Source organism: Bacillus cereus group sp. BfR-BA-01309, from assembly GCF_022664315.1.
Classification (GTDB): Bacteria; Bacillota; Bacilli; order Bacillales; family Bacillaceae_G; genus Bacillus_A; species Bacillus_A mobilis.
Map to the genome: position 1 here is coordinate 365,319 of NZ_JAKUHE010000002.1, position 21,147 is coordinate 386,465.

A 21,147-nucleotide genomic window follows, 5' to 3' on the forward strand; every position below is an offset into this window, starting at 1 on the left:
ACATTTATATCATAAAATGATGAATGACTCAACAAATGGAAACGCTGTTATATTAGTTATTACGTTTTGCAATCAAATCGCAAATAGATAGTAAATATTCATCTTGTAATTGCAAGGAACCAATAGCATCTTTTGCTTTTGCAATTGTATCTTCTAAAATATCCTTTGCTCTATCTAGAGTAAATAACGTCGTATATGTGCTCTTTTCGTTGGAAACATCACTACCAATCGGTTTTCCAATCTCTTCTTCGGTTCCTTCCACATCTAGAATATCATCTCGAATTTGGAACGCTAGGCCAATATATTTCGCAAACGCAAGTAATTTTTCTTCTTGTTCTTCTGTGGCATCAGAAAGTATCGATCCGGCAAGTACAGCGAATTCAAGTAGTTTCCCAGTCTTATGCTTATGAATATACTCCAACTCATCAATCGTAAGCTGTTTCCCTTCAGCTTCCATATCTGCCACTTGTCCGCCAACCATTCCTTCTGGTCCTGCCGCTTTTGCAAGCTCAAGTACAAGTCTTACTTTTTTTTCTGCAGAGATTTCCTTTTGTTCATATGCCATAATAACTTGAAAAGCATACGTCAACAAACCATCGCCTGCTAAAACTGCCATCGCTTCACCAAATACTTTATGATTTGTGGGCTTCCCTCTTCTTAAATCATCATCATCCATACAAGGTAAATCATCATGAACTAACGAGTATGTATGTATCATTTCAAGGGCACAAGCTGCACCTACTCCAAGATTTCTTTCTTTACCAAACGCTTGTAATGTCGCAAATAAAAGTAACGGGCGGAGACGCTTTCCACCCGCTTCCAAAGAATATGCCATCGCTTCACGAAGTACATTTGGGCATTGTAATTCATTTGCATAGCTTACAAGCTTCTCTTCTACGAAAGTTTTACTTTCTTTCAAAAAAGTATCAAAAGCAACAGTCACTATGCTTCATCTCCTAAAGCAGTAAACGGTTCAAGCTCTCCATCTTCCCCAAGAATAACTGCCATTTGTTCTTGTACGTTCTTCAACTTCTCATCACAAAGCTTAGATAATTCCATACCCTCTTTAAAATAAGAGATTGCTTCTTCTAAAGGTACGTCACCTTGCTCTAGCTTAGAAACGAGATGCTCAAGTTGCGAAATTGCCTCTTCAAAGCTTAATTTATTTTCCATTATTCAATTCACGCTCCTCTATGCCTGATACGCTACAATCTAGTATTCCATCTTGTAATTGAACTGAAACAGCATCTCCAAGGCTGACATCTTTCACACTTTTTAACACTTGCTTCTCTTCATCATATACAAGCCCGTACCCTCTCATCATTACTTTAAGCGGATTTAACGCTTCAAGTTTTTGAGCTACTCTTACAAAGGCAAATTCTTTCGTTTGAAGTAATGTTTGCATTTCACGTTGCAATTGCTTTTGCAATGTTTCAACCGCTACCTTTGTTTGCATAATTTTTTGAGCTGGGTGGTGCTTCTCTAAATAAAATGAAAGTTGTTTTAACTGATTTACCTTTTTATCAATATAGCGCTCTTTCGCTAAAACAAGCTGTTCTAACGCTCTATCTAATTGCTCTTCTTTTTGCTCATATACTTGTCTTGGATAACGGAACGCATAAGATTTTTGCAATACTTGTAGTTTTTCTTCTTTTTTATGTACTAACTCTCTCATTGCTCTTTGCAATCTTAGAGTTCTTTGTAATACCTTTTCTTGTAACTCTATAATGTTAGGCGCTGCCAGCTCAGCTGCTGCAGTCGGTGTTGGCGCACGTAAATCGGCAACAAAATCCGCAATTGTAAAGTCCGTTTCATGGCCTACTGCCGAAATAATAGGGATCTCACTCTTAAAGATTGCCCTTGCAACCATTTCTTCATTAAACGCCCATAATTCCTCAATAGAGCCTCCCCCTCGCCCAACGATTAGGACATCTATCTCTCCCATTTCATTCGCTGTACGAATCGCTTGTACAATGGAGGGAGCTGCTGACTCCCCCTGTACAAGTACTGGAAACACAATAATATTTCCAATTGGATAACGACGTTTAATCGTTGTTATAATATCACGAATCGCAGCTCCTGTTGGCGACGTAATCACACCTATTGTTTTAGCATAAGGAGGAATTGTTTTTTTATAAACTTGAGAAAATAAACCTTCTTCCTCTAAACGAACCTTTAATTGTTCGTAAGCTAAATGCAGGTTTCCGATTCCGTCCGGCTGCATGTCTTGAATATAAATTTGATAAGAACCGCTCGCCTCGTAAACGGAAATTTTCCCTTTCACAAGTACCTTCATCCCATTTTCAGGTCTGAATTTAATATTACGATTATGACCCGCAAACATAACCGCTGCGATTCTTGCATTTTCATCTTTCAATGTAAAATACATATGACCACGACTATGATTTTTAAAATTGGAAATTTCACCTTTTAACCAAACAGACTGCAAATGCGGATCATATTCTATTTTTGTTTTTATATAGCGTGTTAACGCTGTAACGGTTAAATATTGTTTCTCCATTTCTCTCTCCTCATAGCCGACTCAAATTATTTACAAACGACACCTGCACGTTTAGCAGATTCAACAGTATTATGAAGAAGCATTGTGATCGTCATTGGACCAACACCCTTTGGCACAGGTGTAATGTAACCAGCAACATCTAACACGTTGTCAAAATCAACATCACCACAAAGTTTGCCTGTTTCTAAACGGTTTACACCAACATCGATTACAACCGCTCCTTCTTTAATATAATCAGCTGTTATCATCTTAGGTCGCCCAACTGCTACGATTAAAATATCAGCTAACTTCGATAACTCTTTCATATTTTGCGTCTTAGAATGACAGTATGTGACAGTTGCATTTTCATTTAAGAACAATTGTCCCACTGGCTTGCCGACAATATTACTTCTTCCAATTACTACAACATGTTTTCCTGAAATATCAAGGTTTGTTTCTTTTACTAATTCTACAATACCGTGCGGTGTACATGGAAGGAATGTATCTTGTCCCGTCATCATACGTCCCACGCTGATTGGGTGAAATCCATCTACATCTTTTTCTGGTGAAATTCTTTCAATGATAGCTTTTTCTTCAATATGTTTTGGTAAAGGTAATTGCACTAATATGCCGTTAATACGGTCATCGCTATTTAAGCGATCGATTTCAGCAAGCAAACGCTCCTCAGTAATTGTTTCAGGAAGTTCAATTAGCTCTGAATAGATTCCTACTTGTTCACAGCCCTTTTCTTTTCCTTTTACATAAGAACGAGATGCTGGATCTTCTCCAACTAGAATAACTGCTAATCCTGGTACAATCCCTTGCTCTTTCAACTTCACAACTTCTTCTGTTAATTGTGCTCGTTTTTTCTCCGCAACTTCATTTCCTTTGATGATTACTGCTACCATTTTAAGATTCCCCCTTAAAGAAATTACAGTGTATCTTTTATATTAGATAAAACGCCGTTAATAAAACGACGAGATTCCTCATCCCCAAATGTTTTAGCAATTTCAATCGCTTCGTTAATTGTTACGTTGTGTGGAATTTCTTCCATGTATTTCATTTCATACACAGCTACACGTAAAATACTGCGATCAACAATACTAATACGCTCCAGCTTCCATTTTTTTAAGTTTTGACGAATCGCTTCATCAATTACTTCTTTATTTTCTACAAAACCTACTACAAGTGATTCTAGAAATTCATTTGTTTCTTCACCTTCATCTAGCGTGTTTTCCACAGCTACTTTCGGTTCTAATTCACCTGTAATATCCATTTGATATAATGCTTGCATCGCTCTTTCTCTAGCCGTCCTACGTTTCATTGTAACTCTCCTTTATGCTTCAAGTCTTTCCTTATGCTTTGTTATATTATTATAATTTATAAGCCGTCAATTCACTTACTCTTACAGTTTTCATTGATTTTCCAACCTTATAATACAATGATAATAACACAATTTATCGTTTCACACACGGGTTACAAGGCTGAAAAATAATAAAAAGATTAACTTCAAGTTCCATATCTTATCACAATGTACGTTTTTTGGAAAAACGAAACATTTCCTTTTTGATTTCTTTTTTTTTGAAATAGTATAATAATTAGAGGGTTTTAATTTGTGAAGAAATGAAACGATAAAAAAGGTGCCTATGTTACTAGGCACCTTTTTCATTCTTACACTGGTTCGATTTCTGTTTTTTGTGTTTCGAATGTTACGCCAACGATGTGAACATTCACTTCTTTTGGCTCAAGCCCTGTCATTGTAAAGAGTGCCTGGCGGATGTTGTCTTGAATCTTTTGTGCAACAACTGGAATTGCTACGCCAAAGTACATCACAACATAAAGGTCAACGATAATATCTTCGTTTGCTAATTCAACCTTTACACCTTTACCATGATTTTTCTTACCTAACTTCTCAACAACATCTGTAGCAAAATTACCACGCATTGCCGCTACACCTTCTACCTCAGCAGCTGCAATACCTGCGATTACTTCAATTACTTCTGGTGCAATTTCTACTTTACCAAGAGTTGTATCTTGACCCATATCTAACATATGTTCAGCCATGAAAAAAACCTCCTTTAATGTATCACTGCGTCACAAGTTCATGCTCTTCCAAAAATTTCGTATTAAACTCACCTTTTACAAAATCAGGATGATCTAGCAATTGCAAATGGAACGGGATTGTTGTATGTACGCCTTCAATGACAAACTCACTGAGTGCACGCTTCATTTTTGCAATTGCCTCTTCACGTGTTTTTCCGTGAACAATTAATTTAGCAACCATCGAATCATAGAAAGGTGGGATTGAATATCCCGGATATACAGCTGAATCGACGCGAATACCAAATCCGCCTGGTGGCAAGTACATTTCTACTTTACCTGGAGATGGCATAAATTTTTTGGCAGGGTTTTCCGCATTAATTCGGCATTCAATTGCCCAACCATTAAATTGTACTTCTTCTTGCTGTAACGATAACTTTTCTCCAGAAGCAACACGAATTTGTTCTTTAATTAAATCCATCCCTGTTACCATTTCAGTAACCGGATGCTCAACTTGAATTCTCGTATTCATCTCCATGAAATAAAAGCTTTTCGTTCTATATTCATAAATAAACTCAACCGTACCAGCACCTGTATAATCAACCGCTACCGCTGCTTTAACTGCCGCCTCACCCATCTGCTTGCGAACATTTTCATCAAGTGCAGGTGATGGACTTTCTTCTAGTAGTTTTTGCAAACGGCGCTGAATTGTACAATCACGCTCTCCTAAATGAATGGCATTTCCGTGTGTATCTGCCATTATTTGAATCTCAACATGGCGGAAATCTTCAACGTACTTTTCTAAGTATACACCAGGGTTCCCAAAAGCGGTACTAGCTTCTTGCTGTGTAATTTGAATTCCTTTTACAAGCTCTTCTTCATGGCGTGCGACACGAATACCTTTTCCGCCGCCACCTGCAGTCGCTTTAATAATAACTGGATATCCAATTTGATTCGCAAGCTCGATCGCTTCTTCGGTATTTTTAATAATCCCTTGTGAACCTGGTACAATCGGAACCCCTGCTTCTTTCATTGTATCACGAGCAACGTCTTTTGTGCCCATCTTTGAAATAGCTTCTGGACTTGGACCGATAAAAATCAAGTTACATTCACGGCATAACTCTGCAAAATCTGCATTCTCTGCTAAAAATCCGTATCCCGGATGAATAGCATCACAGCCTGTTAACTTCGCAACACTAATAATGTTCGTCAAATTTAAATAGCTTTCTTTCGAAATCGTTGGTCCTACACAATACGCCTCATCAGCAATTTGTACGTGAAGTGACTCTTTATCTGCTTCTGAATAAATCGCGACTGTTTCAATATCCATTTCTTTACAAGCACGAATAATTCGTACAGCAATTTCCCCACGATTGGCTATTAATACTTTTTTTATCATCACAAAGACTCCCTTATTACGCTTTTACAAGAAATAGCGGTTGTCCATACTCCACAAGTTGTCCATTATTAACAAGAACCTCAACAATTTCACCATCTACATCAGCATCGATTTCGTTAAATAACTTCATAGCCTCGACAATGCATACGATAGAATCTTTCGATACTCTATCCCCTACACTTACATATGCAGGTGTATCAGGCGAAGAAGAAGAATAGAATGTACCTACCATCGGTGATGTAATTTTATGTAGGTTTTCATCTTGAACAGCTTTTTTCTCTTCTTGTTTTGGTACTTCCACTTGTGCTGCCGCTACTGTTGTTTCAACTTCAACAGGTGCTACTGGTTGCACGACTTGTTTTGCTACAGGTGCTTGTACAGCAACAACTTCATTACCACGCTTTTTCATTTTGATTGTCGTACCATCTTTTTTGTATTCAAATTCATCAATATTAGAGCTATCAATTAATTTAATTAATTCACGAACTTCTTGAATTTTAAACATGTAAAATCCACTCCCATACTCTTGTTTGTCCCGTTTTTACAGATTCTCGTCATTAAAACTAGATTGACTGTAAAAATACGATGTACTCTATTAGAAAATGCATTTCATTTACTAATAGAAATAATTGCTATTTCCATCTTACGATAAATTTTTTAAACATTCCAATTTATATTTCTTTATAATAAATCGAAACTCCTGTAAAAATATTATTTCAATAAATATTTATTACCTAGTAATAATACCAAGTTTCATGCGAAATTGGCAAGACCACTTCCTAAAAAACATTCCTTACTTTTTCAAAATGCTACAAAGTAAACGTATCATTACCGCTTCACTCTTCACCTCATCTATAGTCAATAACATATTTTTACCAAATATTATTTTTTTGTTTACACGTCGTTCATCATTCCTTCATATAAGAATAGTATGTTCAAAGTGTAGAAAATATATCGTATCGAGGTGTGGACATATGATATGGCTCATTCTCTTCTTACCTGCCGTAATGGTCTGGGCATTCGTTCTCTTCATCCACGTCAAATCTGGAAAAAGTAATCATCGTTACCATGAACCGCTAATCTTTTACTCACAACGTATTTCTCCGTTCCGAGTTGAACATAGTAAAAACAACTACAAAGACGAAACGGAAAAAGGCTATCGAAAATGATAGCTTTTTCTATTATTATTTTTATCTAACTATTTTCAAACACTCTGATTCGTAAAAGCTAATAATCCGCGGAGGATTTCCCCGCGGATTATTAGCTTTTATTTTGTTGGTGGATCAAATTTCACACCTACATCTTTTGATCCGCCTTCACTTCTTACAAGCTGTATAATTTTATTCGCTTCTTTTTGTGAATGCTTTGCTGCCTTCACAGTTACTTTAATGTCAGTTCCATCAGCTCTTACAAGGGCATCCTTATATCCTCCTTGAGACTTAATCACTGTCTCAAGTAATTCTTGCTTCGTTTCCATTGTAGTAATTGCATCAAAATTATCTTTCGCTTTACTCTTTTCTGTTGCTGAAGATTTTGCTGAATTCATCACTTCTTGTAATCTTGATTTTTGTTCACTTCGCTGATCTTCCATTTGCATACGTAACGCTGTGAAATTTTCATCACTTGATTGAACTGTTACGTTAGCATCTTTTTTACTTGTTTCTTTGTTAGCACTCTCTTTTTTGTCTGTTTCTTTATTTGTTTCTTTATTTGATGTTTCCTTGCTTGTAGTTTCTTTTTTTGGCGTTTCTTTCGGTGCTTCATTTGTTACTGCTTTATCAGTACCTTGTTTTTCTTGTCCAATCTTTTCACCTGTTGCTGGTGATGCAGTATTCATTTTGTCAGGAGTCGTTACGTAATAAACAGATAGTACAACAACTAAACTTAACATCGTTAATAGCCAAACCGTTTGTTTTTTTAACACTTTATTTCCTCCCTATCAATTTTTCGGCGAAACTGAAACACGATAGGCTGGTACATCTAGCAGCCGTATTACAGCTTCTTTTACCATCGCTTTAACTTGTATATTATCCACTCCCTTTGCTACGACAAGGACCCCTCGCACTTTCGGTTTCTCTGTTCGTAAAACAACGGGAGTTTCTTTATCACCTTCACGTATAATAACTGTCTTTTCATCAAGGGACTCATCTTCTACTTCCCTCTTACCACCTGTCTTATCTGTTTCACCTGTTGTTTGTGAACGTTTCACTGTATTTTTTTCTAATATTTTTTCTTCAGATGAATCTAAATTCACTTTAATCGTTACATCTTTTACTCCCGCTATTTCTTCTAAGGCTGCTTTTAATTCTTGTTCATACGCTTTTTCATACTTTTCTACATTTGACATACTATCGTTATTTTTTTGTCCAAAAGTTGGTACGTCTTTTTCTTGGCTTTGCGTTTTTTGTTCTTTAAATACAGGTACTTCTTCTTTTTTTCCTGAAAAGTAATTACTAGAAAACATAAGCAAAATTCCAAGTATGAGTAGGACAAGTAAAAACTTAGGTGTTACCTTTTTTCCCTTCTCATTGCTTTCTTTTTCATCCCCATTCAATAAGTTTCGAAAAAATGAGAACTTCGAATTTTTATCTTTATTGTCCATTTACTCTACCTGTCCTCCCTTCCATTTGAACTTGGATTTGTTTATTCTCTAGTTGCCACCTGCTTGAAAAGAAGTCTTTCATTTCTACATTCGTTTCTTCTACTTTTTTTGGTGGTTCTTTCGTGTTAATTTCAACTGGTTTTACTGTTTCGATTGCATCATTTTTACTACGTTCTTTTTCTTTCAGCGTCACAACAACAGTTTGAATATCTTTCGCTGACTTTACTTCCGCGGTGCTTTCCGCTGCGACTATTTGTATTTCAGAGACTGTCATACCATACTTTTTCTCGAATTCTTTTCCTACTTCTTTTTTCATTTTGGTAGCCATCTCTTCTAAACTATATGCACGTGTAAGAGCTTGTATTTCTTTTTTCTTCGAATCTATTGAATTTTTTACAGATCCTTCTGCTACGTACTTCTCTTCATTAAAATTTGCGATTACTTCATTCACATCTGTTTGCAATAGTTTAAAAAGAGGCGTTAAAATTAAAACAACTAATAATAGACTTACAACGAATTTGACGTACTTTTGCAAATTAGAATTTGGAAGAATCAGATGCAGCATTGTCGCTAAGAGTAAAAAAACGATAATATTTCTAATCCACTCTGTAACAAATTGCATACCCTTCACCTCCTACCGCATCATAAGTGTAATGTTCCCCGCAGCAATAATAATTGTGATACTTAAAAAGAACATAAATGATACGATAGCTAAGCAAGCAAATACATAAATGATGCTTCGCCCGATAATATCTAAACATTGAATAATTGCTCCGCTGCCAACTGGCTGTAATACTGCTGCTGCGAATTTATAAATAAACGCGATACAAAAAATTTGAATCGCTGGAAAAGCAACAATTAAGCATAGAATGACGAGCCCGATAATTCCGACTGTGTTTTTTAATAATCCGGATGCACTAATAACAGTGTCCGCTGCCTCTGTAAACATTCTTCCTACTACAGGAATAAAGTTCCCTGTTACAAATTTAGCAGTTTTCACAGCGATTCCATCAGCAACCGCTGTCGCTGTTCCTTGTACAGATAATACCCCTAAAAAAATCGTTAAAAAAATACCGAGAATCCCAACGCTAACGTTTTGCAGAAGCTTGGACAATTTCGTAACTTTATATTGATCACTCATCGTACTTACAATACTTAATATCGTTGCAAGTAATAAAAGTGGTAGAACGATATAATTCATCAAAAGCCCGCTCGTGTTCATTAAGAAGATGATAATCGGATGAAAAAACGATACAGATACAACACCACCTCCAGTTGCTATGAGTGCAAGCAAGATTGGCAATAGCGCTAATATGAAATCTACCATTGTTTGTATCGTTTCTCTTGCATATGTCATGACGACATAAAAACTATTTAATGCGAAAATAATCAGTACCATATATACAACAGCATCCGCAATTTTACTTACACTACTCTTTGAAAATGCAGATTGTAGTGATTGCAACAATGCACTAAAAATCGTGAGCATAATGAGCGTTCCAAGTAGCTTCCCATTTGCAACAAGCTCGTGAAATAAATATTTTAATAAACCTAGCATCCACTCTTTTATAGAAATTTCTTTTTCTCCCTTTACGAACTCCATAAAGCTACCTTTTTGACTCTCTGGTAAATAACCTCCATATTTTGTAACAAGCCCGTCCCAAAATTGCTTCACATCTTCAATTCCGAGCTTATCCAATTGTTGATCAACGACGTTTGTTTCTACAGGAGAAGCTTGTACAACAACCGGTAAAGAAAAGAAAAGGAAGCAAGCAAATAGCAGCTTAGCTCCAAACCCCCTCAACATTCACTCCCCCTTATCCCGTCGGTAAAAATCCGAGAATAGTTTCAATTACAACCGTCAAAATAGGAATCGCCATTACTAGAATTAAGATTTTTCCAGCTAATTCAATTTTCGAAGCGATTGCACCCTGCCCTGCATCTTTTGTAATTTGCGCTCCAAACTCAGCAATATAAGCAATCCCAATAATTTTTAGCAACGTTTCTACATATACATTGCTAACTTTCGCTTCACTCGCTACCCTCTCAATCATTTGTAAAATAGAGTGAATTTGATCAATTAAAAGAAGAAACATCACGCTACCTACGAACACAATAAATAACGACGTAATGCTAGATTTATGCTGATTCAATACAGCTGCTAAAAACGTAGCAACGAGGCCTAATCCGACAATTTGTATAATTTCGATTCGAACCGCCTCCTTTACTGGAAGAGAAAGACACTCTTAATCTTGTCGAATAGCGTATTAATTAAAAATGCCACATGAAATAAAATAACGACAAAACCGACAAGGATAACCCAATTTGCAATATCCTCTCGCTTTAATTCTTTTAGTACAGTATGAATAAAAGCTAAAACAATGCCGATTCCGGCGATTTGAAATATTAATCCAACATCAATGGACATCGCCTTTCTCCCTCCTATAGCAGTAAAATTACGATAAGTAGCCCCGCTAGTACCCCTAAGCTCTTAATCATTTTTTCATATTGCAGTTGTAACGCTTTCGCTTCTTCTTCTTCTCTCTCTAAATGTGTAATGCATAAGCGTATATGTTTTTGTTGTGATTCACGATCATGTTGTCCGAGCGTTTCGCCAAATTGCTGCAAAATCTCGTACTCAGTTTGTTGAAATGCTGTTAGCTTCCAATTTTCTTTCAAACTATCTATCCAAGCTTCTCTTACCGTTTGTTCTCCGCTTTCTAGCCTTCTAGCGAAACTTTGAAATATCCAATTTAACGGCTTCGGCATTTGTTTCACTAATCGCTCGGCGGCTTCAGACAAAGGTGTATGCCCATACATAATTTCTGCCTCTAATGATTGAAGTGCCGCTTTTAATAATCTAAGTTGCCGCGGCCTCTCGCTATATTTTTTTGCGTATGAAAAGCCGAAAAAGGTGCTGACCGCAACGATTAACACTGCACCAAATATTTTTACCATACGCCCTCAGCCTTTCTATGAGGTAATACCGATTTTCCATATTTATCTTTCACTTGCATAACTGTTCCTGGCCCTCTTGCTTTTGATAGCTCCACAAACCTATCAAATATACCGAGCTCCAGCACCGCTTTTAGTGATGGACGTTTCACAACATCATCATAAGAAAATCCATGTGCACTTATAAAAAGCTGAACCCCTGCATGCACCGCCTCCATAATTGCTTCACTATCTTCTTTACGTCCGATTTCATCTACAATCAAAACATCTGGACTCATAGAACGAATCATCATCATCATTCCTTCAGCTTTTGGACATGCGTCTAACACATCTACTCGCGCTCCAAAGTCATATTGCGGAATACCTTTCACGCAGCCTGCAATTTCTGACCGTTCGTCTACAATCCCAACTTTACAAGAAGGAATGTTCGAAGCACTTACACCTTGACTCATGCAACGTGCTACATCTCTTAAAAGTGTTGTTTTCCCCGTTTGCGGCGGGCCAATAACCATCGTGTTTAACCATCGTGATTCATACAAATACGGCAAAAGTGGTTCAGCAATTCCTATTTTTTGACGAGCGATACGAATATTAAAGGAAGAGACATCTCGAATCATTTTCACTGCGCTTTTTTCTGTAATGACTTTTCCCGCCAAGCCGATTCTATGTCCTCCTCGAAGTGTCACATACCCACGTTTTAATTCCTCTTCCATCGTATAAATTGAGAATTGACTTAACTTATTCAATAAGTAAATGGCATCCTCTGCCGTAACGATATAGTCATAAAAAAACACTTCGCCATGAGCAATACACTCTAGCGGTCTTCCAATTCGAACACGAATTTCCTCTAGAGCATCGTACTGCTTACAACTTTCCACTAGCAGCTTCATCGTTTTCGGTAAAACTTCTAATACTTCTTTCATCAGCTTCTCCCCACTATACTCGACTTACTATTTCAACAACGCGATAAAAATGCAGCCAATTCCAAGCGCTAGAAAAAAGAGTTTCAAGAAAGAAATCTCACTTGCCACACTCGCTATACCTATTGTCATTGTTAAAATTAATACGGTCGGTCCAACAAACGCCAACATACCATTTATAAACAATGCTTTCTTCGCATCATTCACATAAAGCATAAGCAAAGCGGCGAATATTTCCGCGCTACCTGAAAACAACCGAAGTAGCCCCATTACAAGCACAGATGTTTCCATTGCCGCTAGCCACTGTTTCATTCTCCCACCTTCTCCCATAACGGTTACTAATGCTACATTCCAAAAAAGAATATATTTGTACAACCATATGCAGAGGTTGTCTATTTCAGAATTAAAAACATAATTTTTATCTAACGTCTTTATATAATCTGAACATTCGTATTTTTAAGTGGAATATTATGGTATATTTAATTTAAAAGAGGTATAGACGATGCAGCATGAGCGACAGAACTAAAGTCATCTCGCGTACGATCGTATCGCGCCATTTTTTAATTAGCTATAGGTACAAAATGAGGGGGAAAAATATGAAGGTATTAAAAATTAGTTTAACGATTGTAGTAGAATTAGCTCTTATTTATCTTTTTTCATTATTGGTCAGTTGGTCATTTATGGAGACCTTTTTCCTTGGTAGTTTAGCAATATTTGCAATTACGTGGCTAATTATTATGAGTAATCATAGAAACAACATTACAGATCATGCAATCAGTAAAACACTGACTGGCGTTGAAACTGGAGAGATAAAACCATTTCAAATTGTTTTGACTCCATACATTATGGGTACCCTTTCACTTGTCTTAGTTAGCTTTGTTATAACGGGGATTTATTATCTACCCTATTTCCTATAAAAAAAGCACTCGTGATAATCACGAGTGCTTTTCTACTATGCACGAGAAACGTATTTACCTTCACCAGTGTTGATGATAAGCATTTCGCCTTCGTTAATGAAGATTGGTACTTGTACAACAAGACCAGTTTCTAATGTAGCTGGTTTTGTTACGTTAGAAGCTGTATCTCCTTTAATACCTGGCTCTGTTTCTGTAACTTGTAATTCAACTGTGTTTGGAAGTTCAACACCAAGTACTTCATCTTGGTATGTCATAATAGATACTTCCATGTTTTCTTTTAGGAATTTAAGTTCGCGCTCGATTTGTTTTTCACCAAGTTCGATTTGCTCATAAGTTCCGTTATCCATAAATACGTGAGACTCACCGCTCGCGTATAAGTATTGCATACGACGGTTTTCGATGTGTGCTTTTTCTACTTTTTCACCTGCACGGAATGTTTTCTCTTGAACAGATCCTGTGCGAAGGTTACGTAGTTTAGAACGAACGAATGCAGCACCTTTACCTGGCTTTACGTGTTGGAAATCCATTACTTGCCAAAGGGCATTGTCCACTGAAATTGTTAAACCTGTACGAAAATCGTTTACTGAAATCATGTAAAAAAATCCTCCTGTATATTACAAAATAATAAGTTCTTTTGGTGATTTCGTAATTACTTCATTACCTTCACTTGTTACAATGATATCATCTTCAATACGTACGCCGCCAATACCTGGAATATAAATACCTGGTTCTACTGTTACAGCCATACCTGGTTCAAGAACTGTATCAGAACGGAACGCTAAACCTGGTGCTTCATGGATTTCAAGACCGATTCCATGACCAGTAGAGTGTCCGAAGTATTCACCATATCCTTTTTCCGTTATGTAATCGCGCGTTAACGCATCCGCTTCACGGCCTGTTAAACCAGCTTTAATACCGTTCACACCACGTAGTTGTGCTTCTAAAACGATATTATAAATTTCTTTCAATTTATCAGATGGTTCACCAACTGCAATTGTACGAGTAATATCAGAGCAATATCCTTTGTAATAAGCGCCGAAGTCTAATGTAACGAAATCTCCTGTTTCTATCACTTTTTCAGATGCCACGCCGTGCGGTAATGCCGAACGAAGACCTGAAGCAACGATAATATCAAACGAAGAAGATGTTGCTCCTTGTTTTCTCATGAAAAATTCAAGTTCATTTGACACTTCAATTTCAGATACTCCCGGGCGAATGAATGATAGAATATGTTCAAAGGCAGCATCTGCAATCTGTGCAGCTTCCTTTAATATCTTAATCTCTGAATCAGTCTTTATCAAGCGTAACTTTTCTACAAGCCCAGAAGTTGGGATAAATTCAGCATCGATCGCTTCTTTATGCGCTGAATAAGAACTATATGTAAGAGTATCTTGCTCAAAGCCAAGCTTTTGAATTCCTAGTTCCTTCACTTGCTTTGCAACTTCATCAATGATTAATCCTGCATGCTGTACAATCTCGTATCCAACTGCTTGTTTACTAGCCTGCTCTACATAACGAAAATCTGTAATAAATTGAGCACGATTTTTCGAAATCAGTACAACACCAGCTGTTCCTGTGAAGTTAGCCATATATCTACGACTATGTTCATTTGTTAACAAAATACCGTCAATACCAGCCTCATCAAATGCACTTCTTAATCTTTCGATTTTCTCCATTACTTTATGCCTCCCTCAATTTCTCCATTAATGCAAATAACGCTAACTTATAGCCATAAAAACCAAATCCAACAATTTGTCCCGCACAAACAGCTGCCGTCACAGATTCATGACGGAACGACTCACGCTGGTGAATGTTAGAAATATGTACTTCAATAACAGGAATCGAAATGCTCGCAATCGCATCTCGAATCGCATAGCTATAATGCGTAAATGCTCCAGGATTTAAAATGATCCCTTCATATATATCTTCCGCCTCATGAATACGATCAATAATCGCGCCTTCATGATTCGATTGGAAACATTCTAACTCCACTCCCATTGTTTCTGCTTCTTGCTTCATATCTGCTTCAAGTGTCGCTAGCGTGCCCTTTCCATATACATTTACCTCCCTGACACCGAGGCGATTTAGGTTAGGACCGTTTACGAGGAGTACCTTTTTCATATGCTTAAAACTCCTTAATATTAAATATCTATACAACATTTTAACATAGGAGTTACTTATTTGAATAGTTCGTCTTCTCTTCCCCTTCTCGCTCAGCTTTATTGGTATTTACTGCGTAGGAAACAGAATATGCTATAAACACACCATACAATATAAAAATACATATCGTCGTCACAATTGTTTCTTTCGGTAGATGGAGTGCGCTTTTAATAGCAGGCGCTATTAACCCCATTCCGAAAAATAGTAACGCCCACCAAAATAGTCCATAAATCATCCCTGGAAGAATTCCTTCAAACTTTGCTAAAAACGCTTTATACAAAAAGGCAATTAAAATCGAAAGTAGTCCCATACAAACAATTCCTGACACATTGCCCCATACCCCTTCTTTCCAGCTTCCAAAGGCAAATGGTAAAAGTAAATAGTTCGGTCCCGCTTCCGTAAATGAAAATATATGAAGGAAATACCATATCCCTCCCCAAAAGACTCCACCAAATAAACCAATTTGTACAAAATTCCTTGTTCCTAATTGTTCTTGACTCACATCGACACCTCCGCTCAATAGTATGCCCGAAACTATTTTGAACCATGTTTAAATACTGCGAAATTTGTCTATAAAAAGAATAAGAAATGTCCGACTCTCGTAACATTTTTCCTTGTCATATACTTGTATTTGTCGATAAAATAAAGGAAACTCGGTGATTGTCTTATTTCAAAATGACAGAACCCAGTATGACAATTGCCTCTTTTTCTACATAAGAGAGAAACAAATACAGGTTGGTGTTAACATGGCAGAAGAGTCAAAACAAATATATGGCGGGCAAGCAGTCATAGAAGGAGTTATGTTTGGCGGTAGAGAATATACTGTTACAGCGGTTCGTCGTAAAGATAAATCGATTGAATTTTATCGATTACCACGCGTTCGTAATAAAGCATTATCTATCCTGAAGAAAATTCCATTTTTACGAGGTATTGCCGCTATTGTGGATGCAAGTGCGAACGGAGCAAAACATTTAAACTTTGCTTCAGAACGATTTGATGTCCACCCAGAAGAAGACGAACAAATTGCAAATAACAAAGAAGAACAATCGAAATTAACGATGGTATTAGGAGTTGCAGCAGTTGGTGTTTTATCTTTTATATTTGGTAAAGTCATTTTCACAGCAGTTCCTGCACTACTAGCTGAATTAACGAGACCGATTTTCCCCTCTCATACAGGGCAAATCATTGTCGAAAGTGTCATTAAGCTCATGCTATTATTGAGCTATATATACTTTATTTCTTTAACCCCACTTATTAAGCGGGTATTTCAGTACCATGGTGCGGAGCATAAAGTAATTAATGCCTATGAGAATAACCTTCCAATGACTGTAGAAAATGTACAAAAACAAACTCGCCTTCATTATCGCTGTGGCAGTAGCTTTATTATATTTACCGTCATTATTGGAATGTTTGTTTATTTCCTTGTCCCTACAGATCCACTTTGGGCCAGAGTCGTAAACCGAATTTTATTAATTCCAGTCGTTCTCGGCATTTCTTTCGAAGTGTTACAATTTACAAATCGATTACGCGATATTCCAGTATTACGCATACTTGGATATCCCGGACTGTGGCTGCAACTGTTAACAACGAAAGAACCAACAGATGATCAAGTGGAAGTAGCCATTGCATCGTTTGAAGAATTATTACGTTTAGAAAACAAACAATAATTATTTAAAAATGGTGTTCAACTCCTTTCCTCATCGTTAATATACTATTTTTAATATATGTTTTTAGGAGGTGTCCCTTATGAACGGTCGTTCGTTTACTTTCGCTATATTTGTGCTTATTATCGGATTAGCAATATTCGGCCTTGTTTCATCTGTCATTACAGACCCAATGGGAGTGTTAAGAAATATTGGTATCATGTTGGCTGTCGTTGGTATCTTTTATTTACTCTACAAAATGTTTACAAACTCTAGTGGTTCTGCAAATTCGCAAAGCTCTTATAAGCGTGCTGCAAAACAATCGAACCGCAAACATGGGAAACAAAATGTAGCACCCCTAAGCAATTCATTATTTAAATCAAACGCTTCTAATGACAAAGGGAAAAAAGGCACTCCTTCCACTTTGAAGCGAAAAAGAAAACAATCTCATTTAACTGTCATTGAAGGTAAAAAAACAAAAAAGAAAGACCGTGCTTCCTTTTAGGAAATACGGTCTTTTTTTATATTTTGCAGTACTTCTTTCAAACTTTTATCTTTCATACTTTCAATTCGAAGGTGATGATTTTCAAAAGGTAAGTTCCGTGTCACATCATTAGGTACTACGACACACTTTAATCCTGCTGCAATCGCTGCCTTCAATCCGTTTAACGAGTCTTCAAATACAACTGCTTCAGACGGATCGATCCCTAAATCTTCTATCGCAATTCGATAAAGTGCTGGATCCGGTTTTACCTTTTCAACATCGTCTCTCGTTTTAATGACTTCAAAATAATCTCGAATTTGTAGCTCTTCCAAAAAAGGAATAATCCATTCTCTAGATGAACTGGAAGCTAATGCGATTTTCAATCCCATTTCTTTCGCTTCCTCTAAATATTCTTTTACCCCGTCACGAGCTTCTGGTATTTTCATTTTCTCTTTATGTAAAGTTTTCACTTTTTCTTTTAATGCATCCTTGTTAAACTTCTCTTTTAATTGCTCATTTAAATATGCATATAGTACATCATCTGTCGTTCCAATACATTTTGCAAATTCCTCTAAAGGTAACTCCCCGCCATACTCACGAACGGCGTCTCTGAAAGAGTGAAACCATATTGTTTCTGTGTCCACAATTAATCCATCAAAATCAAAAATAATTGCTTTCATAATTCTCCCATCCTTTTCGATTGAAATAAAAAAGGAAACGACATACGTTCCCCTTAATTACTTTTCTCTTCATTTGCTTTTTGAACACCACGAAGTGTTTCCACTCGAACCTCATCTTGTTCAAAGTATTGCACTAAATCACCAATGCGGTCAATTGCTTCCCAGCTTAAATGATGTTCAATTCCTTCTACATCATTGTAAATCTTGCTTTCATCCAAACCGATAATACGCATAAATTGCTCTAGCAAGTCATGACGGTATACGAGACGTTCTCCGATTTTTTTACCTTTTGATGTTAATACAAGCCCTCTATATTTTTCATAAATTAGATATTCATCTTTGTCTAATTTTTGCACCATTTTTGTTACAGAGGATGGATGTACACTCAGCGCTTCAGCAATATCAGATACGCGGGCATAACCCTTTTCATCAATCAACAAATAAATTTGTTCAATATAATCTTCCATACTAGGGGTAGGCATCGGTTTCCTCCATCCAATTTCATTTTGCTTATTCCGTACGAAGCAATCAATAAAATGATACACCAGAAAGAATAACGTGACAAGTTGAAAACAAGCCTAAATCTGCAAAAGAGAAAAGAACCTGCTTTCAAATACAAGTTCCTTTCACGTAAAATATTGAATTTCTGCGTTCGGAAAATAGTGATGAATATATCCTCTAATCGTTTCTTCCAATACTTCTGCCTCATCTTTTTTATATACGTATTTCCCGATGCCGTATCGTCCCCATTTGTATTTACGCTTCTCTTCATCCATTTCAAGCTTCGTGTTCGGATAACGCTCTTGAATGACCTTTTTTGCTGGTTTTGTAAAGCGATGTTGAATTAATTCAAATGTTAAATTCGGTATCGACAAATCTTTTAGTGCATTGTACAGTCGCTCAAATAGTTCACGGTATCCTTCTTCCCATCCTTCATGCATATAAAGTGGCGCAACTATAAACCCAAGTGGATAACCCGCGCCTGCTACTTTACGTGCCGCCTCAATACGCTCTTCAAACGGTGATGTCCCCGGCTCAAAATTTTTAATCACATACCGGGAATTAATACTAAACCGAAAACGAGTTTTCCCATTATGTTTTGCATCTAATAAATGATCAACGTGCGAATATTTCGTAACGAAACGTAAACGCCCATGCTCACTTTCTCCAATGAATTCAATAGCCCGCTTTAATGCATGTGTTAAATGATCAATCCCAACGATATCTGATGTACAAGCCGCTTCAAATCTTGTTATTTCAGGTGCTCTTTCATCCATATATTGCTTTGCCTTCTCAAATATTTCATCAAGATTAACATACACGCGAACGTAAGGCTTACTCCCAAGTGTCGTTTGCAAATAACAATAATGACAATGCCCCATACACCCTGTTGCAAGCGGGATTGCATATTCAGCTGACGGTTTTGACGTATCAAACTTTAATGTCTTTCTCACCCCAACAACAAGTGTTGCCTTTGCGTTACGATACTTTTGCAAATCATTTTCACCTGGCAAATTTCTAATTTGATTATGAGATGTCGTTTCACGAATTTCTAATCCCATCTTCGTAAACTTCTCATATAACTCTTTTCCAAGCGGATATTCAAGTGCCTTCGGTTCAAAGTAAACGAGTTTTGGCATAAATGGTTTCATACGTTTCCCTCCTCTCGTTAGTATGGGGAACGTTGAAAAATTAACACTCATAAAAGTTTTCCACGTCAGTAACTTGCGTTGCAAGTTACTGAATGTTATAATTTGGATATCAGCTACCTTGCAAGGCAAGTTACCTGAATAAAAGGTGGTGAAATCATGCACAGCCAAATGTTAAAAGGTGTGCTCGAAGGTTGCATCCTATACATCATTTCACAAGAAGAAGTGTACGGATATGAACTGAGTACAAAATTAAATAAACACGGATTTACATTCGTAAGCGAAGGAAGCATATATCCGTTATTGTTACGTATGCAAAAAGAAAAGTTGATTGAAGGAACATTAAAAGCCTCCTCACTCGGTCCAAAACGTAAATATTATCACGTAACCGATAAAGGATTAGAACAGCTTGAAGAATTTAAACAAAGCTGGGGAATGGTTTCAACAACCGTAAACAACTTATTACAAGGGGAGTGATAGGGATGAATGCACAAGACATGATTGAGTTGAATAATAAAAAACGTGAGCTTTTAACTTCCGAAAACGAAACTGCTTATGGCGATATGTTAGTATACCTTCGGTTATCTAATGTACCCGAACATCAAGTGGAAGAACTTTTGTTAGAAATATTAGACCACCTTATCGAAGCACAAACAGAAAATAAAAATGCTTACGACATTTTCGGAAATGATTTACAATCTTACTGCGATGAACTTATATCAGCTTTACCAGCCCAAACAAAATTAGAAAAAACTTCTTTAATCGGTTTTGTTATTAGCTTACTTCTTGCTATACAGTTTGGAATGGATGCCCTTGCTTCTCTTTTCATTTTCCTGTTTGAAAAAAATACCGATATAACAAGCCCACCTTTTAGCATCCCTGGAACTACTTTGTCTGTTTCACTCATTATTCTAGGAATACTGCTTATATTACATTTATTAAAGCGTTACTCTTTTAATAAAAAGATAAATTGGAAAAGACGAATTCTATTCGGACTCGCTTTTGCTACTCCATTTTGTTCAGCTATATTCGTAAATATTTATTTTAGAAAACAACCTTATTTCCTTTATCATCTAACTTTTTGGCAAAATGCCTTAATTGCTATCTTATTTTTTGTTTTATATAAATTACTATATAAAAAATCAAATTTTTAGCAGCCTTTCAAAAGGCTGTTTTTCTTCTGTCTAATTTTACAAAT

At 36.7% G+C, this 21,147-nt stretch carries 30 protein-coding genes; 6 read left to right on the plus strand and 24 right to left on the minus strand.

All coding sequences use genetic code 11. The features are described 5' to 3' along the window. Positions 1–52: 52 nt before the first annotated feature. The 8 genes from ispA to accB form a co-directional block, all read right to left on the minus strand. Positions 53–943, minus strand: a complete 891-nt coding sequence (gene ispA, locus MR115_RS05455; protein WP_061677470.1) for a (2E,6E)-farnesyl diphosphate synthase — start codon at positions 941–943, stop codon at positions 53–55. After that, positions 943–1,173 (minus strand): exodeoxyribonuclease VII small subunit, encoded by a 231-nt coding sequence (gene xseB / locus MR115_RS05460; RefSeq protein ID WP_000428423.1) that lies wholly within the window; start codon positions 1,171–1,173, stop codon positions 943–945. Before xseB ends, ispA begins: the two co-directional genes overlap by 1 nt. Continuing rightward, positions 1,163–2,521 carry an exodeoxyribonuclease VII large subunit gene (gene xseA / locus MR115_RS05465; RefSeq protein ID WP_242240339.1) on the minus strand — a complete coding sequence of 453 codons (1,359 nt, stop codon included), beginning with the start codon at positions 2,519–2,521 and terminating at the stop codon, positions 1,163–1,165. The genes xseB and xseA overlap by 11 nt, the downstream gene beginning before the upstream one ends. Positions 2,522–2,547: 26 nt before the next feature. Continuing rightward, entirely contained in the window at positions 2,548–3,408 is an 861-nt protein-coding gene (gene folD, locus MR115_RS05470) for a bifunctional methylenetetrahydrofolate dehydrogenase/methenyltetrahydrofolate cyclohydrolase FolD (protein WP_098498686.1), read from the minus strand. Between the two features lie 23 nt (positions 3,409–3,431). Next, on the minus strand, positions 3,432–3,824 hold the full coding sequence (gene nusB / locus MR115_RS05475; RefSeq protein WP_000830249.1) for a N utilization substance protein NusB: 393 nt from the start codon (positions 3,822–3,824) through the stop codon (positions 3,432–3,434). Between the two features lie 347 nt (positions 3,825–4,171). After that, entirely contained in the window at positions 4,172–4,564 is a 393-nt protein-coding gene (locus tag MR115_RS05480; RefSeq protein WP_000807630.1) for an Asp23/Gls24 family envelope stress response protein, read from the minus strand. Between the two features lie 22 nt (positions 4,565–4,586). Continuing rightward, a complete protein-coding gene (gene accC / locus MR115_RS05485; protein WP_061677463.1) occupies positions 4,587–5,939 on the minus strand; it encodes an acetyl-CoA carboxylase biotin carboxylase subunit in 1,353 nt (450 codons plus the stop codon). Between the two features lie 16 nt (positions 5,940–5,955). After that, positions 5,956–6,444, minus strand: coding sequence for an acetyl-CoA carboxylase biotin carboxyl carrier protein (gene accB / locus MR115_RS05490; RefSeq protein WP_242240342.1), 489 nt, complete (start codon positions 6,442–6,444; stop codon positions 5,956–5,958). Between the two features lie 469 nt (positions 6,445–6,913). Between accB and MR115_RS05495 the strand changes: the two genes are divergently transcribed. Continuing rightward, entirely contained in the window at positions 6,914–7,108 is a 195-nt protein-coding gene (locus MR115_RS05495; RefSeq protein WP_081110186.1) for a DNA recombination protein RecO, read from the plus strand. Positions 7,109–7,206: 98 nt separating this feature from the next. On the opposite strand, the gene MR115_RS05500 is transcribed toward MR115_RS05495, so the two are convergent. The 9 genes from MR115_RS05500 to MR115_RS05540 are packed head-to-tail and all read right to left on the minus strand — an operon-like array spanning position 7,207 to position 12,728. After that, positions 7,207–7,863, minus strand: a complete 657-nt coding sequence (locus MR115_RS05500) for a SpoIIIAH-like family protein (RefSeq protein ID WP_242240345.1) — start codon at positions 7,861–7,863, stop codon at positions 7,207–7,209. A 15-nt stretch (positions 7,864–7,878) separates the two neighbouring features. Continuing rightward, positions 7,879–8,541, minus strand: coding sequence for a stage III sporulation protein AG (gene spoIIIAG / locus MR115_RS05505; RefSeq protein WP_242240351.1), 663 nt, complete (start codon positions 8,539–8,541; stop codon positions 7,879–7,881). Next, the gene (spoIIIAF, locus tag MR115_RS05510) at positions 8,531–9,163 is read right to left on the minus strand and encodes a stage III sporulation protein AF (protein WP_001161039.1); all 633 of its coding nucleotides are present in this window, start codon (positions 9,161–9,163) and stop codon (positions 8,531–8,533) included. Before spoIIIAF ends, spoIIIAG begins: the two co-directional genes overlap by 11 nt. Before the next feature lie 12 nt (positions 9,164–9,175). Further along, on the minus strand, positions 9,176–10,348 hold the full coding sequence (spoIIIAE, locus tag MR115_RS05515) for a stage III sporulation protein AE (RefSeq protein WP_242240354.1): 1,173 nt from the start codon (positions 10,346–10,348) through the stop codon (positions 9,176–9,178). A 10-nt stretch (positions 10,349–10,358) separates the two neighbouring features. Further along, complete coding sequence (gene spoIIIAD, locus MR115_RS05520; RefSeq protein ID WP_079998460.1) at positions 10,359–10,742, minus strand: stage III sporulation protein AD; 384 nt, start codon at positions 10,740–10,742, stop codon at positions 10,359–10,361. A gap of 23 nt (positions 10,743–10,765) precedes the next feature. Next, positions 10,766–10,969 (minus strand): stage III sporulation protein AC, encoded by a 204-nt coding sequence (spoIIIAC, locus tag MR115_RS05525; RefSeq protein ID WP_000020914.1) that lies wholly within the window; start codon positions 10,967–10,969, stop codon positions 10,766–10,768. A 14-nt stretch (positions 10,970–10,983) separates the two neighbouring features. Beyond that, positions 10,984–11,499 (minus strand): stage III sporulation protein SpoIIIAB, encoded by a 516-nt coding sequence (gene spoIIIAB, locus MR115_RS05530; RefSeq protein WP_000238690.1) that lies wholly within the window; start codon positions 11,497–11,499, stop codon positions 10,984–10,986. Next, a complete protein-coding gene (gene spoIIIAA, locus MR115_RS05535) occupies positions 11,493–12,419 on the minus strand; it encodes a stage III sporulation protein AA (RefSeq protein WP_242240357.1) in 927 nt (308 codons plus the stop codon). Before spoIIIAA ends, spoIIIAB begins: the two co-directional genes overlap by 7 nt. Before the next feature lie 27 nt (positions 12,420–12,446). After that, positions 12,447–12,728 carry a YqhV family protein gene (locus tag MR115_RS05540; RefSeq protein WP_000816054.1) on the minus strand — a complete coding sequence of 94 codons (282 nt, stop codon included), beginning with the start codon at positions 12,726–12,728 and terminating at the stop codon, positions 12,447–12,449. A gap of 284 nt (positions 12,729–13,012) precedes the next feature. Here MR115_RS05540 and MR115_RS05545 point away from each other — a divergent pair, with 284 nt between their 5' ends. Then, on the plus strand, positions 13,013–13,333 hold the full coding sequence (locus MR115_RS05545; RefSeq protein WP_242240360.1) for a hypothetical protein: 321 nt from the start codon (positions 13,013–13,015) through the stop codon (positions 13,331–13,333). A gap of 35 nt (positions 13,334–13,368) precedes the next feature. Here MR115_RS05545 and efp read toward each other — a convergent pair whose 3' ends face one another. Genes efp through MR115_RS05565 form a run of 4 tightly spaced genes read right to left on the minus strand, consistent with a single transcriptional unit; the run spans position 13,369 to position 15,995 of the window. Beyond that, positions 13,369–13,926, minus strand: a complete 558-nt coding sequence (gene efp, locus MR115_RS05550; protein WP_000626520.1) for an elongation factor P — start codon at positions 13,924–13,926, stop codon at positions 13,369–13,371. A 21-nt stretch (positions 13,927–13,947) separates the two neighbouring features. After that, positions 13,948–15,009, minus strand: a complete 1,062-nt coding sequence (gene pepQ / locus MR115_RS05555) for a Xaa-Pro dipeptidase (RefSeq protein ID WP_000411049.1) — start codon at positions 15,007–15,009, stop codon at positions 13,948–13,950. 4 nt (positions 15,010–15,013) lie between these two features. Beyond that, on the minus strand, positions 15,014–15,454 hold the full coding sequence (gene aroQ, locus MR115_RS05560; RefSeq protein ID WP_000757087.1) for a type II 3-dehydroquinate dehydratase: 441 nt from the start codon (positions 15,452–15,454) through the stop codon (positions 15,014–15,016). Between the two features lie 52 nt (positions 15,455–15,506). Beyond that, positions 15,507–15,995, minus strand: a complete 489-nt coding sequence (locus tag MR115_RS05565) for a YqhR family membrane protein (RefSeq protein ID WP_073516477.1) — start codon at positions 15,993–15,995, stop codon at positions 15,507–15,509. Between the two features lie 244 nt (positions 15,996–16,239). On the opposite strand from MR115_RS05565, the gene MR115_RS05570 reads away from it, so the two are divergent. Together MR115_RS05570 and MR115_RS05575 are read left to right on the plus strand one after the other, a co-directional pair. Continuing rightward, positions 16,240–17,160, plus strand: coding sequence for a DUF1385 domain-containing protein (locus tag MR115_RS05570; protein ID WP_000807116.1), 921 nt, complete (start codon positions 16,240–16,242; stop codon positions 17,158–17,160). 79 nt (positions 17,161–17,239) lie between these two features. Further along, positions 17,240–17,641, plus strand: a complete 402-nt coding sequence (locus MR115_RS05575) for an SA1362 family protein (RefSeq protein WP_046956360.1) — start codon at positions 17,240–17,242, stop codon at positions 17,639–17,641. Here MR115_RS05575 and MR115_RS05580 read toward each other — a convergent pair. The 3 genes from MR115_RS05580 to splB all read right to left on the minus strand — a co-directional run bounded on the left by MR115_RS05580 (position 17,638) and on the right by splB (position 19,952). Next, positions 17,638–18,300 (minus strand): HAD family hydrolase, encoded by a 663-nt coding sequence (locus tag MR115_RS05580; RefSeq protein WP_242240362.1) that lies wholly within the window; start codon positions 18,298–18,300, stop codon positions 17,638–17,640. The genes MR115_RS05575 and MR115_RS05580 overlap by 4 nt on opposite strands. A gap of 53 nt (positions 18,301–18,353) precedes the next feature. Continuing rightward, the gene (gene mntR / locus MR115_RS05585) at positions 18,354–18,782 is read right to left on the minus strand and encodes a transcriptional regulator MntR (protein WP_001143071.1); all 429 of its coding nucleotides are present in this window, start codon (positions 18,780–18,782) and stop codon (positions 18,354–18,356) included. 144 nt (positions 18,783–18,926) lie between these two features. Next, a complete protein-coding gene (splB, locus tag MR115_RS05590; RefSeq protein WP_242240366.1) occupies positions 18,927–19,952 on the minus strand; it encodes a spore photoproduct lyase in 1,026 nt (341 codons plus the stop codon). A 156-nt stretch (positions 19,953–20,108) separates the two neighbouring features. Here splB and MR115_RS05595 point away from each other — a divergent pair, with 156 nt between their 5' ends. Together MR115_RS05595 and MR115_RS05600 are read left to right on the plus strand one after the other, a co-directional pair. Further along, positions 20,109–20,426 carry a PadR family transcriptional regulator gene (locus MR115_RS05595; RefSeq protein ID WP_000556083.1) on the plus strand — a complete coding sequence of 106 codons (318 nt, stop codon included), beginning with the start codon at positions 20,109–20,111 and terminating at the stop codon, positions 20,424–20,426. 5 nt (positions 20,427–20,431) lie between these two features. Next, the gene (locus tag MR115_RS05600; RefSeq protein ID WP_242240369.1) at positions 20,432–21,103 is read left to right on the plus strand and encodes a DUF1129 family protein; all 672 of its coding nucleotides are present in this window, start codon (positions 20,432–20,434) and stop codon (positions 21,101–21,103) included. Positions 21,104–21,147: the final 44 nt, after the last annotated feature.

What these genes read in the sequence shown, in the direction of transcription:
- xseB (WP_000428423.1), bottom strand. Translation starts at nt 1,173, where the DNA reads ATGGAAAATAAATTAAGCTTTGAAGAGGCAATTTCGCAACTTGAGCAT.
- xseA (WP_242240339.1), bottom strand. Translation starts at nt 2,521, where the DNA reads ATGGAGAAACAATATTTAACCGTTACAGCGTTAACACGCTATATAAAA.
- folD (WP_098498686.1), bottom strand. Translation starts at nt 3,408, where the DNA reads ATGGTAGCAGTAATCATCAAAGGAAATGAAGTTGCGGAGAAAAAACGA.
- nusB (WP_000830249.1), bottom strand. Translation starts at nt 3,824, where the DNA reads ATGAAACGTAGGACGGCTAGAGAAAGAGCGATGCAAGCATTATATCAA.
- MR115_RS05480 (WP_000807630.1), bottom strand. Translation starts at nt 4,564, where the DNA reads ATGGCTGAACATATGTTAGATATGGGTCAAGATACAACTCTTGGTAAA.
- accC (WP_061677463.1), bottom strand. Translation starts at nt 5,939, where the DNA reads ATGATAAAAAAAGTATTAATAGCCAATCGTGGGGAAATTGCTGTACGA.
- accB (WP_242240342.1), bottom strand. Translation starts at nt 6,444, where the DNA reads ATGTTTAAAATTCAAGAAGTTCGTGAATTAATTAAATTAATTGATAGC.
- MR115_RS05495 (WP_081110186.1), top strand. Translation starts at nt 6,914, where the DNA reads ATGATATGGCTCATTCTCTTCTTACCTGCCGTAATGGTCTGGGCATTC.
- spoIIIAG (WP_242240351.1), bottom strand. Translation starts at nt 8,541, where the DNA reads ATGGACAATAAAGATAAAAATTCGAAGTTCTCATTTTTTCGAAACTTA.
- spoIIIAF (WP_001161039.1), bottom strand. Translation starts at nt 9,163, where the DNA reads ATGCAATTTGTTACAGAGTGGATTAGAAATATTATCGTTTTTTTACTC.
- spoIIIAE (WP_242240354.1), bottom strand. Translation starts at nt 10,348, where the DNA reads ATGTTGAGGGGGTTTGGAGCTAAGCTGCTATTTGCTTGCTTCCTTTTC.
- spoIIIAC (WP_000020914.1), bottom strand. Translation starts at nt 10,969, where the DNA reads ATGTCCATTGATGTTGGATTAATATTTCAAATCGCCGGAATCGGCATT.
- spoIIIAB (WP_000238690.1), bottom strand. Translation starts at nt 11,499, where the DNA reads ATGGTAAAAATATTTGGTGCAGTGTTAATCGTTGCGGTCAGCACCTTT.
- spoIIIAA (WP_242240357.1), bottom strand. Translation starts at nt 12,419, where the DNA reads ATGAAAGAAGTATTAGAAGTTTTACCGAAAACGATGAAGCTGCTAGTG.
- MR115_RS05540 (WP_000816054.1), bottom strand. Translation starts at nt 12,728, where the DNA reads ATGAAACAGTGGCTAGCGGCAATGGAAACATCTGTGCTTGTAATGGGG.
- MR115_RS05545 (WP_242240360.1), top strand. Translation starts at nt 13,013, where the DNA reads ATGAAGGTATTAAAAATTAGTTTAACGATTGTAGTAGAATTAGCTCTT.
- efp (WP_000626520.1), bottom strand. Translation starts at nt 13,926, where the DNA reads ATGATTTCAGTAAACGATTTTCGTACAGGTTTAACAATTTCAGTGGAC.
- pepQ (WP_000411049.1), bottom strand. Translation starts at nt 15,009, where the DNA reads ATGGAGAAAATCGAAAGATTAAGAAGTGCATTTGATGAGGCTGGTATT.
- aroQ (WP_000757087.1), bottom strand. Translation starts at nt 15,454, where the DNA reads ATGAAAAAGGTACTCCTCGTAAACGGTCCTAACCTAAATCGCCTCGGT.
- MR115_RS05570 (WP_000807116.1), top strand. Translation starts at nt 16,240, where the DNA reads ATGGCAGAAGAGTCAAAACAAATATATGGCGGGCAAGCAGTCATAGAA.
- MR115_RS05575 (WP_046956360.1), top strand. Translation starts at nt 17,240, where the DNA reads ATGAACGGTCGTTCGTTTACTTTCGCTATATTTGTGCTTATTATCGGA.
- MR115_RS05580 (WP_242240362.1), bottom strand. Translation starts at nt 18,300, where the DNA reads ATGAAAGCAATTATTTTTGATTTTGATGGATTAATTGTGGACACAGAA.
- mntR (WP_001143071.1), bottom strand. Translation starts at nt 18,782, where the DNA reads ATGCCTACCCCTAGTATGGAAGATTATATTGAACAAATTTATTTGTTG.
- splB (WP_242240366.1), bottom strand. Translation starts at nt 19,952, where the DNA reads ATGAAACCATTTATGCCAAAACTCGTTTACTTTGAACCGAAGGCACTT.
- MR115_RS05595 (WP_000556083.1), top strand. Translation starts at nt 20,109, where the DNA reads ATGCACAGCCAAATGTTAAAAGGTGTGCTCGAAGGTTGCATCCTATAC.
- MR115_RS05600 (WP_242240369.1), top strand. Translation starts at nt 20,432, where the DNA reads ATGAATGCACAAGACATGATTGAGTTGAATAATAAAAAACGTGAGCTT.